Annotated in this window: 12 protein-coding genes; 9 read left to right on the top strand and 3 right to left on the bottom strand. The window is 33.4% G+C overall.

The window, feature by feature from the left end; genetic code table 11:
- Positions 1–119 precede the first annotated feature (119 nt).
- Both V9L05_RS10105 and V9L05_RS10100 read left to right on the top strand, forming a co-directional pair.
- A complete protein-coding gene (locus V9L05_RS10105) occupies positions 120–845 on the top strand; it encodes a DUF3592 domain-containing protein (protein WP_338815380.1) in 726 nt (241 codons plus the stop codon).
- Between the two features lie 10 nt (positions 846–855).
- Positions 856–1,269, top strand: coding sequence for an SWIM zinc finger family protein (locus V9L05_RS10100; protein WP_338815379.1), 414 nt, complete (start codon positions 856–858; stop codon positions 1,267–1,269).
- 69 nt (positions 1,270–1,338) lie between these two features.
- Here V9L05_RS10100 and nadE read toward each other — a convergent pair whose 3' ends face one another.
- From nadE to V9L05_RS10085, 3 genes are all read right to left on the bottom strand, one after another.
- Positions 1,339–3,357: an NAD(+) synthase gene (nadE, locus tag V9L05_RS10095; RefSeq protein ID WP_338815378.1), complete on the bottom strand. Its 2,019-nt coding sequence runs from the start codon at positions 3,355–3,357 to the stop codon at positions 1,339–1,341.
- Between the two features lie 280 nt (positions 3,358–3,637).
- A complete protein-coding gene (locus V9L05_RS10090; RefSeq protein WP_338815377.1) occupies positions 3,638–4,132 on the bottom strand; it encodes a hypothetical protein in 495 nt (164 codons plus the stop codon).
- Positions 4,133–4,270: 138 nt separating this feature from the next.
- The gene (locus tag V9L05_RS10085) at positions 4,271–7,645 is read right to left on the bottom strand and encodes a hypothetical protein (RefSeq protein ID WP_338815376.1); all 3,375 of its coding nucleotides are present in this window, start codon (positions 7,643–7,645) and stop codon (positions 4,271–4,273) included.
- Between the two features lie 448 nt (positions 7,646–8,093).
- Between V9L05_RS10085 and V9L05_RS10080 the strand changes: the two genes are divergently transcribed.
- From V9L05_RS10080 to V9L05_RS10050, 7 genes are all read left to right on the top strand, one after another.
- Positions 8,094–8,867 (top strand): porin family protein, encoded by a 774-nt coding sequence (locus tag V9L05_RS10080; protein WP_338815375.1) that lies wholly within the window; start codon positions 8,094–8,096, stop codon positions 8,865–8,867.
- 296 nt (positions 8,868–9,163) lie between these two features.
- Positions 9,164–10,648 (top strand): TolC family protein, encoded by a 1,485-nt coding sequence (locus tag V9L05_RS10075; RefSeq protein ID WP_338815374.1) that lies wholly within the window; start codon positions 9,164–9,166, stop codon positions 10,646–10,648.
- 155 nt (positions 10,649–10,803) lie between these two features.
- Positions 10,804–11,763 carry a thioredoxin-disulfide reductase gene (gene trxB, locus V9L05_RS10070; RefSeq protein ID WP_338815373.1) on the top strand — a complete coding sequence of 320 codons (960 nt, stop codon included), beginning with the start codon at positions 10,804–10,806 and terminating at the stop codon, positions 11,761–11,763.
- Positions 11,764–11,941: 178 nt separating this feature from the next.
- Positions 11,942–12,712 carry a dihydropteroate synthase gene (gene folP / locus V9L05_RS10065; RefSeq protein WP_338815420.1) on the top strand — a complete coding sequence of 257 codons (771 nt, stop codon included), beginning with the start codon at positions 11,942–11,944 and terminating at the stop codon, positions 12,710–12,712.
- Positions 12,713–12,806: 94 nt separating this feature from the next.
- The gene (locus tag V9L05_RS10060) at positions 12,807–13,184 is read left to right on the top strand and encodes a DoxX family membrane protein (RefSeq protein ID WP_338815372.1); all 378 of its coding nucleotides are present in this window, start codon (positions 12,807–12,809) and stop codon (positions 13,182–13,184) included.
- A 160-nt stretch (positions 13,185–13,344) separates the two neighbouring features.
- Complete coding sequence (locus V9L05_RS10055; protein WP_338815371.1) at positions 13,345–14,031, top strand: N-acetylmuramoyl-L-alanine amidase; 687 nt, start codon at positions 13,345–13,347, stop codon at positions 14,029–14,031.
- Between the two features lie 78 nt (positions 14,032–14,109).
- Positions 14,110–16,665: a bifunctional UDP-N-acetylmuramoyl-tripeptide:D-alanyl-D-alanine ligase/alanine racemase gene (locus V9L05_RS10050; RefSeq protein ID WP_338793380.1), complete on the top strand. Its 2,556-nt coding sequence runs from the start codon at positions 14,110–14,112 to the stop codon at positions 16,663–16,665.
- The last annotated feature ends 47 nt before the right edge of the window (positions 16,666–16,712 follow it).

Below are 16,712 nucleotides of genomic sequence, written 5' to 3'. Positions count from 1 at the left end.
TTACGAATATAATTCCTTGATAGTGAATAGTTTTTAAGATGAAAAATATTATTTAATTTTCACTTCTACTAAGTATAGGTTAGCTTACAGTTTTTTGGCTGTCATAAAAAATATCAAAAATGAAAAGAACGGCATTCTATCTCGCTTTATCACTTATTCTGACAGGTTTGGTTTTTCTTGTTTTGGCTACACAAAGTTGGAATAAAGAACAAATTCGTCAGACAAAATATGAGCGTACTTTGGGTAGAGTAGTCGAAATAAAACCTCTCCCAAAAGACAAAACATACCCTGTCATTGGTTTTTATGCCTTGGATAGCCAAAAAGTAATGGTACATGCAAAACATGAGGCTTCTCGTTTTTCAAGTTATAATCTTGGAGAAGTAGTAGAAATTTATTATGATATTATCAATCCAGATGATACCCATATTGTTCGTTATGAGTGGTTTTGGATGAGTTTTTTGTCTATTACAGGAATTGCATTTGTGGGAGGAGGGCTTGTTTGGGGACTTATGATTTGGCTACGAGCTAACCGTCGAAATTGGCTTTTAGAAAATGGAAGTGTCTTGGAAGGTGTAATTCAGTCAGTAGTGCAAGACCCACAAATTATGTTACAAGACAAACCTGCTTTTATTATTCTCTGTGAGTGGAAAAGAGATGAAAATTCAGGAGTATTACTTTTCAAGAGTGAACCTTTAGCTGCTGACCCTACTCAGCTTTTAGAAGAAAGAGAAACACTACCCATTTATATAGATTTAGAAAACCCAGAAAATTACTGGATTGATATTTCGTTTTTGAATGAAGAAAGAGAAGAAGAAACTAGAACAGAAGAATCAGAAAATCTATAAGAATAATTCTATGAAAATAACCGATTTTGAAAAACATATCGAAACTCGTTTTTTAGACAGAGGATTTTATATCTATGAACAAGATTATATTCAAGAGATAGATACCATTGGATTAGGAGAATTTTTTGCCATTGTTTTGGGAACAACTTATTACAAAGTTTATGTTCAGATTGAAGAAGAAACTATCATTGCATGGAATTGTACATGTCCGTATGATGGAAATATCTGCAAACATGTAGTAGCTGTTTTGTATTATATACATGATTCTAAAATGTGGCTAGAGCTTCCTAAAAACAATATTTTAGATGAGATAGAGAGTATTTTTAATACTCTTTCCAAAACAGAAATAAAAAATTTTCTCTTTGATTATTTTAAGAAAAATGACGAAATAAGAGATGACTTCTTAGAGAAATTTAGAAAATAAAATATCAAACTTCCATTTTACTAACAAAACCCTAAGATTCTTTAAGAGCCTTAGGGTTTGAACAGATAATCAATTATTGCCAAGTTGTTCCAATTCATATTCAAAACCACTAGATAAAATAGGGAAACGACACCACGTTTTTGGATCAAGATTTTTATCATCTAAATGGAAAGAAGGCGCATAACGTTCTCGCTTCCATTGGTTTCTACTCCAAAGTCTGAAAAATTTGATTGTCCATTCTTTGAGTTGCTTTTCGTTGTATTGCTTGAAAGTTAGTTTTAATAACTTCAAGCAATCAGCAGGTGATTTTTTATCTCTGATGGCAGCTTCTTCAATAGCATCTAGCAAATCATAAGGCATCAAATCATCTTCATCTGTTTGTTTATTTTCTAAAGGTCGAAGTTCGGCAGTCGGTTGTTGCTGATTGATAAATTTTAGAGCTTCAATTTTGAAATAAGACGATTCAGAATCATTAATCCAAGTCAAAACTCCTTTTATTTCTAACCATTTTAACCAATTTCTCAAAAAATGTTTATCTATTCCTGCAATGGGGCTAAGTCCTCCACTTGTGTCTCCGTCCATTGTTGCATAACCTACAGCAGCTTCCGAACGATTACTTGTAGAAAGCAAAAGAGCATTATAAATATTTGCAATCATCCAAACAGAAGGCGCACGAACCCTAGCTTGAATATTTTGTAGCGCAATATCATCAGTTTGCCAAGTGAGTTTTCTATCCAATCCCTGCTCAATAATTTTGTGATATTCTTTCACAACCTCGTTAATATTAAATGTATAATGAGTTGCATTTAGTGCTTCTGCTAACTTATCTGCTGCATTTTCAGTTGTGTTTGAGCTGTTTTCGGTGGGTTGATAAGCTGTAAGTAATAATTTTTTAGCAATTTCATCAACTGTACTCAAATCCTGAATAGCTGAAATGTAGTAGAGTTTTTTCTTAAACTCTTCTAATCCAATATTTTCAACACCTAATTTTATCAATAAATATACACAACAAGCAACGGCTGCAGAATCTGCTCCACCAGAAAGCGAAACTACAAAGCCATTCGAACGACTTTTTCGAAGATAATCAAAGAGTCCTAAGGCTAAAGCTCGTGTAAACTCTTCTTCTTGAATAGAATCACTATATTCCCATTTTGATTCACTTGGGTCATACGGTTCAGGTTCTACATTTGGAAAATTGTATGGAATTATTATTTTATTATCTTGAGTAGAAGGCAAATCAAAATTCATACTCGCCTGAGATTGTGCAATTCGGTTGGCATTAATATCAATAACAGCATCAGTAACAAGTACATCATGAAAACTCAAACGCTGACCAATATTTGCTATTTCTCCTGCTGAGGCTATAATTGTCCCTCCATCATAAATCGCTCTTCCTGCTTCATTTCCTAAGAGATTTGCATACAAATATGCCACACCAAAAGCACGAGAACCTTCCAAAACAAAGCGTTTACGTACATTTATTTTATTGAAAGCAAAATGAGAAGCAGAAGGATTCATAATTACATCAATTCCATAATTAGATAAAGCACGTCCAGGGCGATGAGCTACCCACGCATCTTCACAAATTTCAAAACCAATTTTTATTCCTCCAATATCAAAATAAATATCTCCAAAAAGATAATTTTCTGTTTCTTTTGTTTTTGGGTTTTGAATAGACAGATTTATATGTTTATCAGCGACCCAAGGTGTAAACCAACGAGGTTCATAATGAATTCCATTTCCAGCCAAAAAACGTTTAGCTACAAAACCTGCTATTTTTCCATCTACCAAAAGCGCACAGGCATTGAAAGTTCGGTTTTGATACATCATGGGAAGTCCCAAACAAGTAATAATTCCCTTTGTGTGGGGCAAAACTTCATACAAAACTCGTATAGACTGCTCCAAAACATTAGGCGAATAAAACATGTCTTCACAGCCATATCCAGAAATACACAGTTCGGGCAAACATAGAACGCTTACATTTCGTGCTTTTGCCTCCTGAATGGCTTGCAGAATATTTCTTTTATTGCGCTCCCAGTGCATTGGAGTTTGGTTCAAAACAGCACAAGCTACTTTTAGTAATTTCATAAATGGAAATATGTTACTTTATATTTACTTGGTTCAAGCAACAATACTAGTTGAAACAATTAAATATAAGTTAGGTTAGTGTCAGAAATACAATTTCTATTAATTTGATTAACGGAATTTATTAGAAATAGTTTTAGATAGTGAAACATAACAATCAATTTAATACCATTTACATGAATTTTATCACTAGTTTCAACAGCCTTTTTCAATAAAATATAAAAAAAGCCTTCTAATTTTTCAATTAAAAGGCTTGTCGTAGAAAGTAATTACTTACAAAACACTATTTTTCTTCATCTATAACATCTCTTCGCACCCAATAACCATCATTTTCTATCCATTCATAACGTGGCTCATTTCCTACTTTTTGTAAAAACTTATCTGTAACTACAAACTCTCCTTTTTTCCATGTAATTTGAAAATCTACAATTACACTATCTTTTGAAGTAGTCATCAAAACAGGCATATAACCTACAGTAGGAGATACTTTTTTAAATCTTGGACGCAATACCTTTTGTATTTGTGGATAGCGATAAGGCAATCTACTATTCATAAGAGGATCTTCAATCTCCATAGCTATTTTACCATCTTTAAGTAAAGAATCTTCATAATATCTATTGATTACTTTTCCCATAGTGGTAGTATCATTCCAGTTAGCAGCTAGAGTTTCAATTTCTTCGTTTTGTTCACTTTCAGAATCTTTATTTTCTGTAGAACCTGTACAAGAATAAAAAGTAATTACAACAATTACAAATAACAAAGAAGATAAATAACGCATAAAATTTTTAATTAATAATTTGATTAGCATTAATTTTTATAAAATAATTTGACAAAAAAGAAAGGCTAAGGTTGCCCTTAGCCTTCTTTTTATATATAAAGGATTCAAATATGAATCATTAAAGCCGTTAGACTAAAATTATTCTAATTCGATACCAGTACCGTAGTTTACGTCACGGATATAAGTCATACCAGAATATACGTCAAAGCTACTAGCTCCACCGATAGTTCTGAAACGCTCACCCATTGCATTGTAGTAAGGATCATTACCATTATACAAGAATGAAGTAACTGTAACACCATTAACCGTTACTGCAGTAGTAGGGAAAGAACCTGGTGTATAAGTTAAGCCATCAATCATTGCACTTGGATTCAATGTAGCAGTACCAGTTCCACCAGTAGTAGCATCTTGATCACCAAATGTTACATTGAAAGTAGGAGGAGTAATATATGTTCCAGTAATTTCAGGAACAGTACCAGCAATTGCAGTAAAGAACGCAGTTGCATCAGTAGTTGGGTTACTATTTAACCAGTACTTGAAGCCAGCTGCATATGTAGAAGCATCTGCTGCATAAGGTGTAAGGTAAGTACCATTACGACTGTTAGCAGAAGCAGTAAACTCATTTTCTAAACGAGCTACACTAATAGCAACGTTTACTGGGTTAGTAGCTAAATCAGCAGCAGAGAATGGCAATGCACCTGTATAAGATAATGAAGTATTAGTAATCTCACCAGCTTCGTTAAAAGTAAGGTTGTTACGAATAGCACCATTAATAGCTGTATTGATAGCAGCTAAATCTTCAGCAGACTGATTTCCACCAGAAAGTCTGAATTCAGGACGAACTGCATAACCAGAACCTGGAGTATCAAAAGTGATAGTCAAGTTAGTTGCATTAAGAGAAGCAGAAGCATTTGCATTTGCACCACCGTCAGCAAGACCAGCATACTCAGCTAAAGCAGTTCCTTTGTTACCGTCAAGGTCAGCAGGAATTACCCAGAAGTTGTATGCAGCAGGAGCAGGATTAGTATAACCAATACCTTGGTTTACAATGAACAAACCTACTAAGCTATTACCAGAGTTATCAAAGATTGGGTAACCCCAAGCATTAACACCACCAGCAGCAGTTGGATTTTCAAATACTACGATGAAATCACTATTTTCTGCGTAGTCAGCAGGAGCTACAGCAACACCATTTCCATCAACGATAGTACCAGAACCATCATTAAGAGTAGTCAAGTAATCAAAAGATTCACCAGCAGCTGTTACAGTTGACTGATAGACATCATTTGTAGTACCATAGTTAGTAAGGATATAGCTATCAATGCTTCCACCTTGAGTAAAGCCTTCAGCAGAAACGCCTACAGCATCAGGGTTAGCATTAATGTTGATAGTACCAGTAAACTCATCACCAGCAGCTCCCCATCCAGATGTAGCACCTTGAATTTCAATAGAAGTGACTTCGCCATTAGTAACTGTAGCATTAAATGTAGGAAGAGTTGCACCAGCAGGAGCAGTAAGTCCTGTTATTGTAATACTAGGTACAAATGTATAATTTGATCCTTTTATAAATGTTACTTCTCCTCCAGCTGGAGCTGGGTGATTAAGTGTTCTATCACCTACAGCAGATATATTCCAAAGTAATTCACCAGAAGCACCTACTCTAAACAAAGCAGCAGCAGTTCCACCTAAATCATTATCTGTTGCTGAGACATTAGCATTCTCACCATAATTAAATGTAATATTGAGGCTTGTGTCATCATATCCATCACCACCATTAGTAACTTGAACTTCAGTAACAGTACCTACAGTTTCATCAACAATAGCAGTAGCAGTGGCTAAAGAACCACCTGTTGGAATAATATTGTTGTTGAATACAACACCAGGAGCAACACCTGTATATGCACCTACACCTGTAACTGGAGTACCAGGAGCAACTGAAGGAGTCATTCCGAATCCACCATCCATGATACGGATATAAGTGATTTGAGAGCTAGGAGCAGCTACAGCACCAGTACCATTAGCAACTGGAACACCACCTACACGACCTGTATACGATTTACGAGTAAATGTAACAGAAGGAGCAGCAGCATAACCTGATCCACCACTTGTTACAGTAACACTACCTACCATTTTCAAGCCTCTGTCTCTTGCATCAGCAGCATCACCAGTAGCAGTTGCAGGAATATCTACCAAGTTAGCTCTACCAGTAGCAGTAACACCACTTGCAGAAGTTCCGATAGTTACAGTAGGAGCTTCATAATAATAACCTCCATCACTTACAGAAATAGCAGAAACTCTATCACCACCTGTGATACTAGCAGTAGCAGTAGCGTCAGTAGTAACGAAGTCAAAGTTTACAGTAGAGTAAACAGCAGCTAAGTCTGATTCTCCTGTAAAGAAAGGAGTTGGAGTTTGAGTTCCACCCATCTCAGTATTCTGAGTGTAAAGGAAACGTTTAGTACCTGTACCGAAATCACCATCAGTAGAACCTGTTTGAGTGATACCGTTACCAAATACGTAAGTACGATTTGCAGCGAAATCATCAAACTTCATCTTAATTGGAAGACCAGATGCAGTACCTGGTACATTAACACTATAGAAACCACCTTGAGTAGCTCCATCAGTTACATCAACACCACTATCATCTGTCAAATCAGTAAGAACAGTAGTACCAGTAGTAGAAACAGCATTCTCATAAGCGATACGTCTTACGATACCTGACTTAGTAATATTTCCATTGATGTTAGTACCTTCGTCAGTACCGTTCATTGGATTAACGTATTTTGCCATAAAAGCAGCGTTTACGTCAATGAAAGCACGTACTTTAACGCCGTCTGGAGCTGGCTCTTCAAAGTTATTACCGAAAGTAATATCTGTTTCAGCAAAAGCAAATCCTTTGATTTCAGCAAGTTCAGGAGTACCAGCTGGAGGATTAGTAGGATCTTCAAATACAGGAATAACATTACTTACAGCAACGTGTGCGCCATTAGCAACACCACCATCTGGAGTAAGGTTAGCTGTATAGTTTACAGTACCATAGTTATCAGATACGATACTTACAGTAACTTCACCACTGTAAAGTTCGAATGAAGCAACACCAGCAGCGTTAGTAGTAACTTCTTGGCTGATACCTGACTGACCAGTAACATCACCTGATGTAAATTGAGATACAGTAACGACAGCACCGTCAAGACCTTCAACTTCTTCAAAACGACCACTAGAGAAAGCAGCATCACTACCTGGAACTACAACAACAGAATAAAGAACTCTACCACCTGCATTAGCACGAGTAAGAGCTTCTATTTGTTGACGAACTCTAAGAGTTTGCTCTAAACGAGTTACATCGTTGTTTAAGTTATCTTGATTACGAGTGTTTTCAAGCTCAAGACGTTGTTGCTCTAAAGCATAAGCATCTGCTTCTGTGAACTCATCACGTTCACAAGATGAGAAAGTAACCAATGCTAATAAAACAGCAAGGTACTTGAATGAATAAATAAAAAGATTTTTGTTCATGGAACAATAGAGTTTAGTGTAATTGAATATCAATTTTTTGCGCACTTAGTAGTTTACACTTGTGAATGCAAAGGTAATTATTAGTTTTGAGACTTACAAAACGTTTTTCAAAAATAATTTTTATTTTTTTTCAAGTTATTTGAATGTTTTTCATTCTATATCTTAAAAAATTTTAGTTTTTTAAATTATTTTTTGAGAAGTTTCTAAAGCCTTTATCACGAATGTAGTAGCTTTGCAGACAAGCGAACTGTCTGTTATGCTTATAAGACCCAACAACTACTAAAAAAGGTTGCATTTGGTTAAAAAAAAATCAAAATTCTTTCATTTTTTTTCAGAAATATTAAATTCTATGTGGTACATCAATCAAAAAAACACACTTAAACACCTGTATATAAATCACTTACAGACAAATTCTTTTAATTTATTTTTTTTATTATTATTTAGTCTTTTGACTAATTTATTTTTTATTTCGTCTGCTTTTTCACAATCTCAAGGCGGTAACACAAATGATTCTCTACAAATAGAGGCATTAAGCTCTTCTGCTTCTTTAGATTCTGCCTTACTTACAAAAAAAATACGTACAAATTTTAGTATCGGATTTCGTGGGGGCATTAGCATTGGAAAACTTGAAATAGCTAGTCCTTTAGAAAATGATCAAAATACAACAGGTATTGGTTCTTCTATTACTGTTTTTACTAATTATAGAATTAATTCAAAATTTAGTATTCAGCCCGAAATTAATGTGGGAAAGTATAGAAGTAATAACACTTTATATCAAATTGCTCTTACAGAAGGCAAAGTAGACTATTCCATTTCTACTTATGATTTTAATTTATTAGGAGTATATTCTTATTCTATTAAAGATTGGTTTTCGCTTTCTTTGGAAGCTGGAGGCTCAGTTGCTTATTTACAAAACTCATTTGGAAAAGTAGTTGCTCCTAATATACATGTAGGTGGATTCTATGATACAAATTCAGACAATCAGTTTGAAAAGCTTAATTATGGAGCAATAATAGGAATTGTTCCTTCTTTTAATTTTGAAAATATAAGTATTCAGGCTTCTATACGATATAGATACGGACTCAATAACATTAATACTTTTGATTATAAACTCAATAGATATTTATCAGATTCAGAGCGAACTATCCAAACTAGAGATATTATTTTTCAAATTGGTTTCTTTGTTCCTATATATAAGAAGGAGAAAGTGATTGGTGAATAATAACTTTTAATTGAGTGTTATTAATCATTTTTTCAAATGATAAAGTCATAAAAAAGATGTTGTTTACTACGTCTACTTTTTTCTAAATGTTCTTTAACAATCTCAATTAAAAACCTGTAAATCAGCAATTTATATATACATTTTTTACTCGTGAAAATTAATATTGATAAAATTGTAATTTTCTTTTAAAAAGTTTAACAAATCAATTACTGATTTGGTAGCTCTATATAAATAGATTTTATTTATTTTGGCTTCTTCTAATAAGAAAATATATACTCAAGAATTTTAAATCAACTATGAAAGATATGCAATGTAAAAAAGGTAAGAAGCTGGTATTACTAACTAGCTTTTTTTTTAGTGTTTGTTTTTTCTTGTTATCAGGACAAACAATTGCTCAAAATACAACAGAATGGTCACTTGACTCTTGTATCTCGTATGCACTTCGTCAGAATATACAACTTAAAATAAGTGAACTTGGTATTGAGAATTCTGAATTAGCATTGAAACAATCAAAAGATAACAGATTACCAAATGCTAATGCATCTATTTCTCATAACTATAATTGGGGACGTTCGATTGACCCTTTTTCAAATAGCTTTGTAAATCAGCGTATTCAAACCAATAATTTGTCTCTAAATTCCTCTGTTACTCTTTTTAATGGTTTTAGTCTAAAGAATACAATTGAACAAAATCAACTTCAAGTAGAAGCAGATAAGCTCAACTATGGACAATCTCAAAATGACTTGATGCTAAATATTGCTAGTAACTATCTACAGGTTGTTTTGAATAAAGAAATTGCAGCCAATGCTCGTCGTCAGAAGACAAGCACACAAGCACAATATGATAGAACAGCACAACTTGTAGAAGCAGGTGTTCTGCCTAGAGCAAATCTATATGATTTGGAGGCACAATTAGCAGCTGATCAACAACAGATTATTTTAGGAGAAAATAATTTAATGTTAGCAAAATTACAACTTCGCCAACTTATGCAACTTTCACCCACTGAAGAGTTTGATATTGTTACTCCACAAGTAGATGACCCTTCAGCAGTTTTAGACTCTAAAAATCCATATCAAATCTATCAGATTGCCGAAACTACACAACCTAATATAAAAGGAGCAGATATCAGCATTGAAGTAGCAAAAAAGGGAATTGATATTGCAGAAGCAGGAAGAATACCTACACTTTCTTTAATAGGAGGAGCAGGTTCGAATTATACAAGTAATCAAAAAACACGTTTTGACCCTACCCAATCTACTATTATAGGTGTAGATACATTAGGTTATATTGCAAATGATACAGGTATTCCAACAGATTATGTAGTTCGTCCTAATGTAGCTTTGGGTACAGAAAAGTTTGGCTTTTTTAATCAACTCAATGAATCTTTTAGATATAATCTAGGATTAAATCTTCAAATTCCTATCTTTAATCGTTTTCAAGTAGATAATAACATTCAACGAGCGCAAATCCAGACACAAAATGCTCAATTAAACTCTCAACTTGTTCGTACTCAACTTTATCAAACCATTGAACAGGCTTATATTTCGGCTCGTGCTGCAAAAGCTTCTTTTGAAGCTAGTCAGCAAAGAGTAAAAGCATTGGAAGAAACTGTTAGAGTAATGGAAAAAAGACTTGAAGCAGGGGCAGCCAACAGTACAGAGTATACAGTAGTAAAAAATAACCTTTCTGTTGCACAAGCTGATTTACTTAGAGCTAAGTATGAATTTATTTTTAGAATAAAAGTATTAGAGTTTTATGAAGGAGAAGAGTTGAAATTCTAATAAAAATCTGATATTTAGTAGTTTCAAAACCATTTCTCATAAAAAATCGTTTATTTTGTAACTTATATGAAATTATGTTGATACGTTGATTAAAGGGAAAAGATAACCAACTAAAAACATTTTTATATTAACAACCAAAAAATAAAAAAAGAATTATGTCAGAAATACATACAACAAAATGCCTAATTATTGGCTCAGGTCCAGCAGGTTATACAGCAGCTATTTATGCAGCTAGAGCAGGACTAGAACCAATTTTATATAAAGGACAACAACCTGGAGGGCAGCTTACTATCACAAATGATGTAGAAAACTTCCCAGGTTATGCTGATGGTGTAATGGGTCCTAAAATGATGCAGGATTTGGATAAACAAGCAGGTCGTTTTGGAACAGATTTGCGTTATGGAGTTATCGAAAAGGTAGAATTTAGCAAAACTGGAGGAGTTCATGTTGCTTATGACGATTCTGGAATACGAATAGAAGCCGAATCAGTTATTATTTCTACTGGTGCTGCTGCAAAGTGGTTAGGTTTGCCTTCTGAAGCAGAATACAATGGAAAAGGTGTTTCTGCTTGTGCTGTTTGTGATGGTTTTTTCTTTAGAGGACAAACGGTTGCAATTGTAGGTGGTGGAGATACTGCTTGTGAAGAAGCAAGTTATTTGGCAAAACTTTGTAAGAAAGTATATATGATTGTTCGTCGTGATGAACTTCGTGCTTCCAAAATCATGCAACAACGTGTCATGACAAAAGACAACATCGATATTCTTTGGAATACAGAAACAGAGCAAATTTTGGGAGATGGAGAAAATGTAACTTCGGTTCGTCTTCTAAATAATCAAAAGAATGAAAGTTATGAGATTGCTGTAGAAGGATTTTTTGTAGCCATTGGACACAAACCAAATACAGATATTTTTGTAGGGCAATTAGATATGGACGAAAGTAATTATTTAATTACACAAAATGATAGCACACTTACTAATATTCCTGGAGTTTTTGCTTCTGGAGATGCTCAAGACAAAATTTATCGTCAAGCTGTAACAGCAGCAGGAACAGGTTGTATGGCTGCTCTTGATGCAGAACGTTACTTGGTAGAAAAAGAAGCAATGGTAAATGCTTAATAATTAAGTACAAATACATGAATAAAAAAATTAGCTACGTTGCCTTTTATATTTATAAAAGTTAGTGTAGCTAATTTGATTTAGACAAAAAACTATAAATTAATTCTTATTGCAAACCTCAATCATCCCTACCCTACGTCTAAAAAATCAACTCATTTCCTTACAAAAACCAATTGTAATGGGGATTTTGAATGTTACACTTGATTCTTTTTATGAAGGGAGTCGAATAAATACAGATATAAAAGTTTTAGAGAAAGCATCTCAAATGTTAGAAGAAGGTGCAACTATTTTGGATATTGGAGGATATTCTACTCGTCCAAATGCTGATGATATTTCTATCGAAGAAGAAATAAATAGAATTGTATCACCAATCAATTCTATAAAGAAAGAATTTCCAAACGCTATCATTTCTATTGATACTTTTCGTTCAAAAGTAGCTAGAGAAGCCATAAATGCAGGTGCTGATTTGATAAATGATGTTTCTGGGGGTAATTTGGATAGCCAGATGTTTGAAACGGTAGCAAGTTTGAAAGTACCATATATTTTGATGCACATGAGAGGAACACCTCAAACAATGAAAACACTAACCAATTATGAAAATATCATTGCAGAAATGATGACGTATTTTCATAATCGAATAATGACATTGAAAAATTATGGGGTAGAAGAAATTATTCTTGATTTAGGCTTTGGATTTGCCAAAACGATAGACCAAAATTATTTTCTCTTAAAAAACTTAGCCATTTTTGAGCAGTTGGAATTACCTATTTTAGCAGGTCTTTCTCGTAAATCTATGATTTATAAACGCCTTGATATTCCTGTTTCAGAAGCCTTAAACGGAACTACAATTCTCAATACAATAGCACTTCAAAATGGAGCAAAAATTTTGCGTGTTCATGATGTTAGGTCTGCAATGGAAGCTATTCAGCTTTTGAGTTATTTGAAATAAATTATAATTGTACCTACAACTATATTTCATAAATTGCGTATAAAATTTTAGTCTTTTATATCAATTCATAAACTCAATTTTTTAAATCAAAACAATGAAAAGTAAAATTCTCTTTATTGTCAGTCTTCTTTTTGGTCTAATGATGATTAATGGTGGACTTAATAAATTTCTTCACTACATGCCTATGCCTGAGATGCCAGAAGCTGCTACCAAACTAATGATTGCTTTTGTAGAATCTGGTTGGATTATGGCTCTAATTGCTATCGTAGAAATTGTTGCAGGAATCTTGATTATCATTCCAAAAACTCGTGCTTTGGCTGCTATCATGATTTTTCCTATTACTATAGGAATTGTATTTTTTCATATTTTTCAAGATTCTTCAGGAATGATTATAGGTTTTGTTCTTTTGCTTATTAATCTTTGGATAATTTTTGAAAACAAAGAAAAATATATGCTTATGATCAGTGAATGACTAATAAATTCTTAAAGTTAAACTATAAATTAGGTTTTCTATTTTTAAAAATGGAAAGCCTTTTTTGGTTCGTTAAAATAGAATCAAAAAAACATTCTAGCAAAAAATTTGTACTTTAGTTTGTCTCTAAAATGTAATTATAAATCTATCTATCCAAAAAATGAAATATTACTACTTTTCTAAAATTAAATATTTTGCTTTATTTAGCTCTTTTTTAGTCATTTTTCTGATAGGAAGTAGTTTTTCTTTTTTAGATACTACTCAAAAAAAATTATTTGTAGTTGTCATTGATGCAGGACATGGAGGCTATGATGTTGGAAACGAATGTTCAGACTTAAAAAGGTTTAAACAAGAGAAAGATGTGGTTTTACCTGTTGCTTTACAACTGGGAGGTTATTTAGAAAATTTATTAGAAAATGTAAAAGTAGTTTATACTCGTAAAAATGATACTTTTGTGAGCTTAGAAGATAGAGCAAAAATAGCAAATGATTCAAGTGCTGATTTATTTATTAGTATTCATGCCAACCACAATCCTATAAAAAGTATTTATGGTTCGCAGGTTCATATTCATAATCACGACATAAAATTCAGTAAAATTTTTGCCAAAAAATTGATAAAACAACTTTCTGAACGAGCAAAAAGAAAAGTATTAAAACTTCAAACAACAGATGACAGAGGACATAACTTATTTGTTCTTCAAAACACAAAAATGCCAGCCGTTTTGGTAGAATTAGGTTTTATGAGTAACGCAAAAGAAGAAGTATATCTCAATAGCGAATACGGACAAGCGATTTTAGCTTCTGCTATTTTTCGTGCTGTCAGAGAGTATCGTGAAGTAGTGCAATAATTAGAATTTATTTTTGTAAAATTTCGTATCTTTTCATTCCCAAATAATAGCAAATAAAATTATATCAAAACCGAATTTATGCCTACTTCTTCTCTCGTTTCTAATGTCGCTTATATTACCGATTACTACAAAGAATTTCGTTACAAACAATTACTAACAGATAGTCGTAAACTTTCTATTCCTCACGATACAATCTTTTTTGCTATAAAAGGAAAACGCCAAGATGGGCATAATTTTATCAAAGGTTTGTATAATAAAGGTGTTCGATATTTCATAATCGAAGACGAAACAGCTGCCTTAAGACATTTTAAAAATGATGAGGAAGCACAAGGTGCACATTTTCTGCTTGTCAAAAATAGTATTCGTGCTTTACAAGAACTGGCTGCTCACCACAGAAAACAGTTTAAACTTCCTGTTATTGGAATTACTGGAAGTAATGGCAAAACCATTATAAAAGAATGGTTATCACAGCTTTTATCAGATAGTTTTCAAATTATCAAAAGCCCAAAGAGTTATAATTCTCAAATTGGTGTTCCTTTATCGGTTTGGGAACTTTCAGAAGAACATACACTTGCTATTTTTGAAGCAGGAATTTCACAACCTGGGGAAATGGAATACTTAGAGCCTATCATCCAGCCTAATATTGGAATTTTTACGAATTTAGGAAGCGCCCATGATGAGGGTTTTGAAAGTCGAATAGAAAAGGCAACCGAAAAAGCAAAATTATTTGAACACTGTAAGTTTCTTATTTCAAGAGATATTTATTCAGCAGTAAATACAGCAATTCTTTATTTAAAAGAACGAAAAGGTGACCCTCATTTTTTTGGTTGGACTACTCAAGATGTAGCTATTTATCCATCTGCTGTCGATATGCGTTACCTTGACCCAAATGTGGGGGGTGTAAATGTGGGCTTGTATGACCCTCATACTGATAAAAAACTCAATTTTTACCTTCCTTTTTCTAATCCTGCACATGTAGAAAACTGTTTGCATTGTGTTGTTACTATGTTACTTTTTGAATACAAAGAAAAAGAAATTCAAGAAAAAATAAATAAGCTAAAAGCTGTGGAGATGCGCCTTGAGCTCAAACAAGGAATTTTTAATTGTAGCTTAATTGATGATACCTATAATAATGATTTTGCAGGACTCAATGTCGCTTTAGATTTTTTATTACAACAAAGTAACAAGCCAAAACGAACTGTTATTTTGTCGGATATGCCAGAAGAAAATCAAAAAGGATTATATGAGAAAATATTTCAATTGTGTGCAAAAAAAGGAGTAGAGCGTGTTATTGCAGTTGGAGAAAATATCAAGAGAATGCTTATTCCTGATACAGAAATGCTTATTGATGTAGAGTTTTTTGCTACCACAGAAGATTTTCTGAGTGATTTTGCAGATGGAGATATTCGTTTTGGTAATGAAGCTATTCTAATAAAAGGAGCAAGAAGATTTGAGTTTGAAAAAATTGTAGATGCTTTAGAGTTAAAAGTACATGGAACAAAACTAGAAATCAATCTTAATAATTTAGCACATAATTTAGACTATTTTCGTTCACTTATTTCTCCCAGAACGAGAGTTATGGCAATGGTAAAAGCCTTTGGATATGGAAGTGGAAAAAACTTCGAAATTGCTCATTTGCTACAATATCATAGAGTAGATTATTTGGCTGTGGCGTATGTAGACGAAGGAATTTCGCTGCGAAATGAAGGAATAAGAACGCCAATTATGGTTATGAATCCTTCAGTAGATAGTTTTGAAAAAATGTATATTCATAAACTTGAACCTGAAATTTATAGTGTTGCAACCCTAAAAAGATATGCAGAATATGCAAAAGAAAAAACGTATGAGCTTAATCTAGCAGAGTTTGGAGCAGATGTAAAAGATGTATTCAAAATCCATTTAAAATTAGATACAGGAATGACTCGTTTGGGCTTTTCGACAAATGATTTGCCTATTTTGTTAGATTTGATTCAGTCTGTTGGCGAATCCTTAGAAGTAGCAAGTGTATTTACACATTTAGCAGCAGCAGATGATGAACAAATGGACGATTTTTCACTCCAACAAATCAAAGAATTTGAGGAATGGGCTGCCGAATTAGAGAAACAATTAGGCTATTCTTTCCTTCGTCATGCTGTCAATTCAGCAGGGATTATTCGCTTCAAAAATGCACATTTCGAAATGGTGCGTTTGGGTTTAGGATTATATGGAGTGGATGCTTCCAAAAAAGCACAAGAATATTTATTGCCTATTAGTTCATTGAAAGCAACCATTTCGCAAATAAAAGTAGTTCATCCCGAACAAAGTATTGGCTATTCAAGAAAAGGAAAAGTAGAGCGTATCTCCAAAATTGCTACTATTGCCATTGGTTATGCTGATGGATATGATAGGCGTTTTGGAAATGGAGTAGGAAAGGTTTATTTGCATGGAGAACTTGCACCTACGATTGGAAATATTTGTATGGATATGTGTATGGTAGATGTAACTGATATTGAAGATGCAAAAGAGGGCGATGAAGTCATTATTTTTGGAGAGTATCCAACTGTAACCGACCTTGCCAATACTATTGGGACAATTCCGTATGAGATTTTGACCAATGTAAGTGAGCGAGTAAAACGAATTTTTTATGCTGATTAAGAAGTCAGTAATCAGTTAATTTCAGAATGCAAATTATTTCAAAGATG

Origin of the sequence: Bernardetia sp. Wsw4-3y2 (assembly GCF_037126295.1) — a bacterium.
In the GTDB taxonomy this organism is placed as follows: Bacteria; Bacteroidota; Bacteroidia; order Cytophagales; family Bernardetiaceae; genus Bernardetia.
The sequence above is the reverse complement of the archived record's forward strand: the minus strand, read 5'-3'. Positions and strand labels throughout refer to the sequence as shown.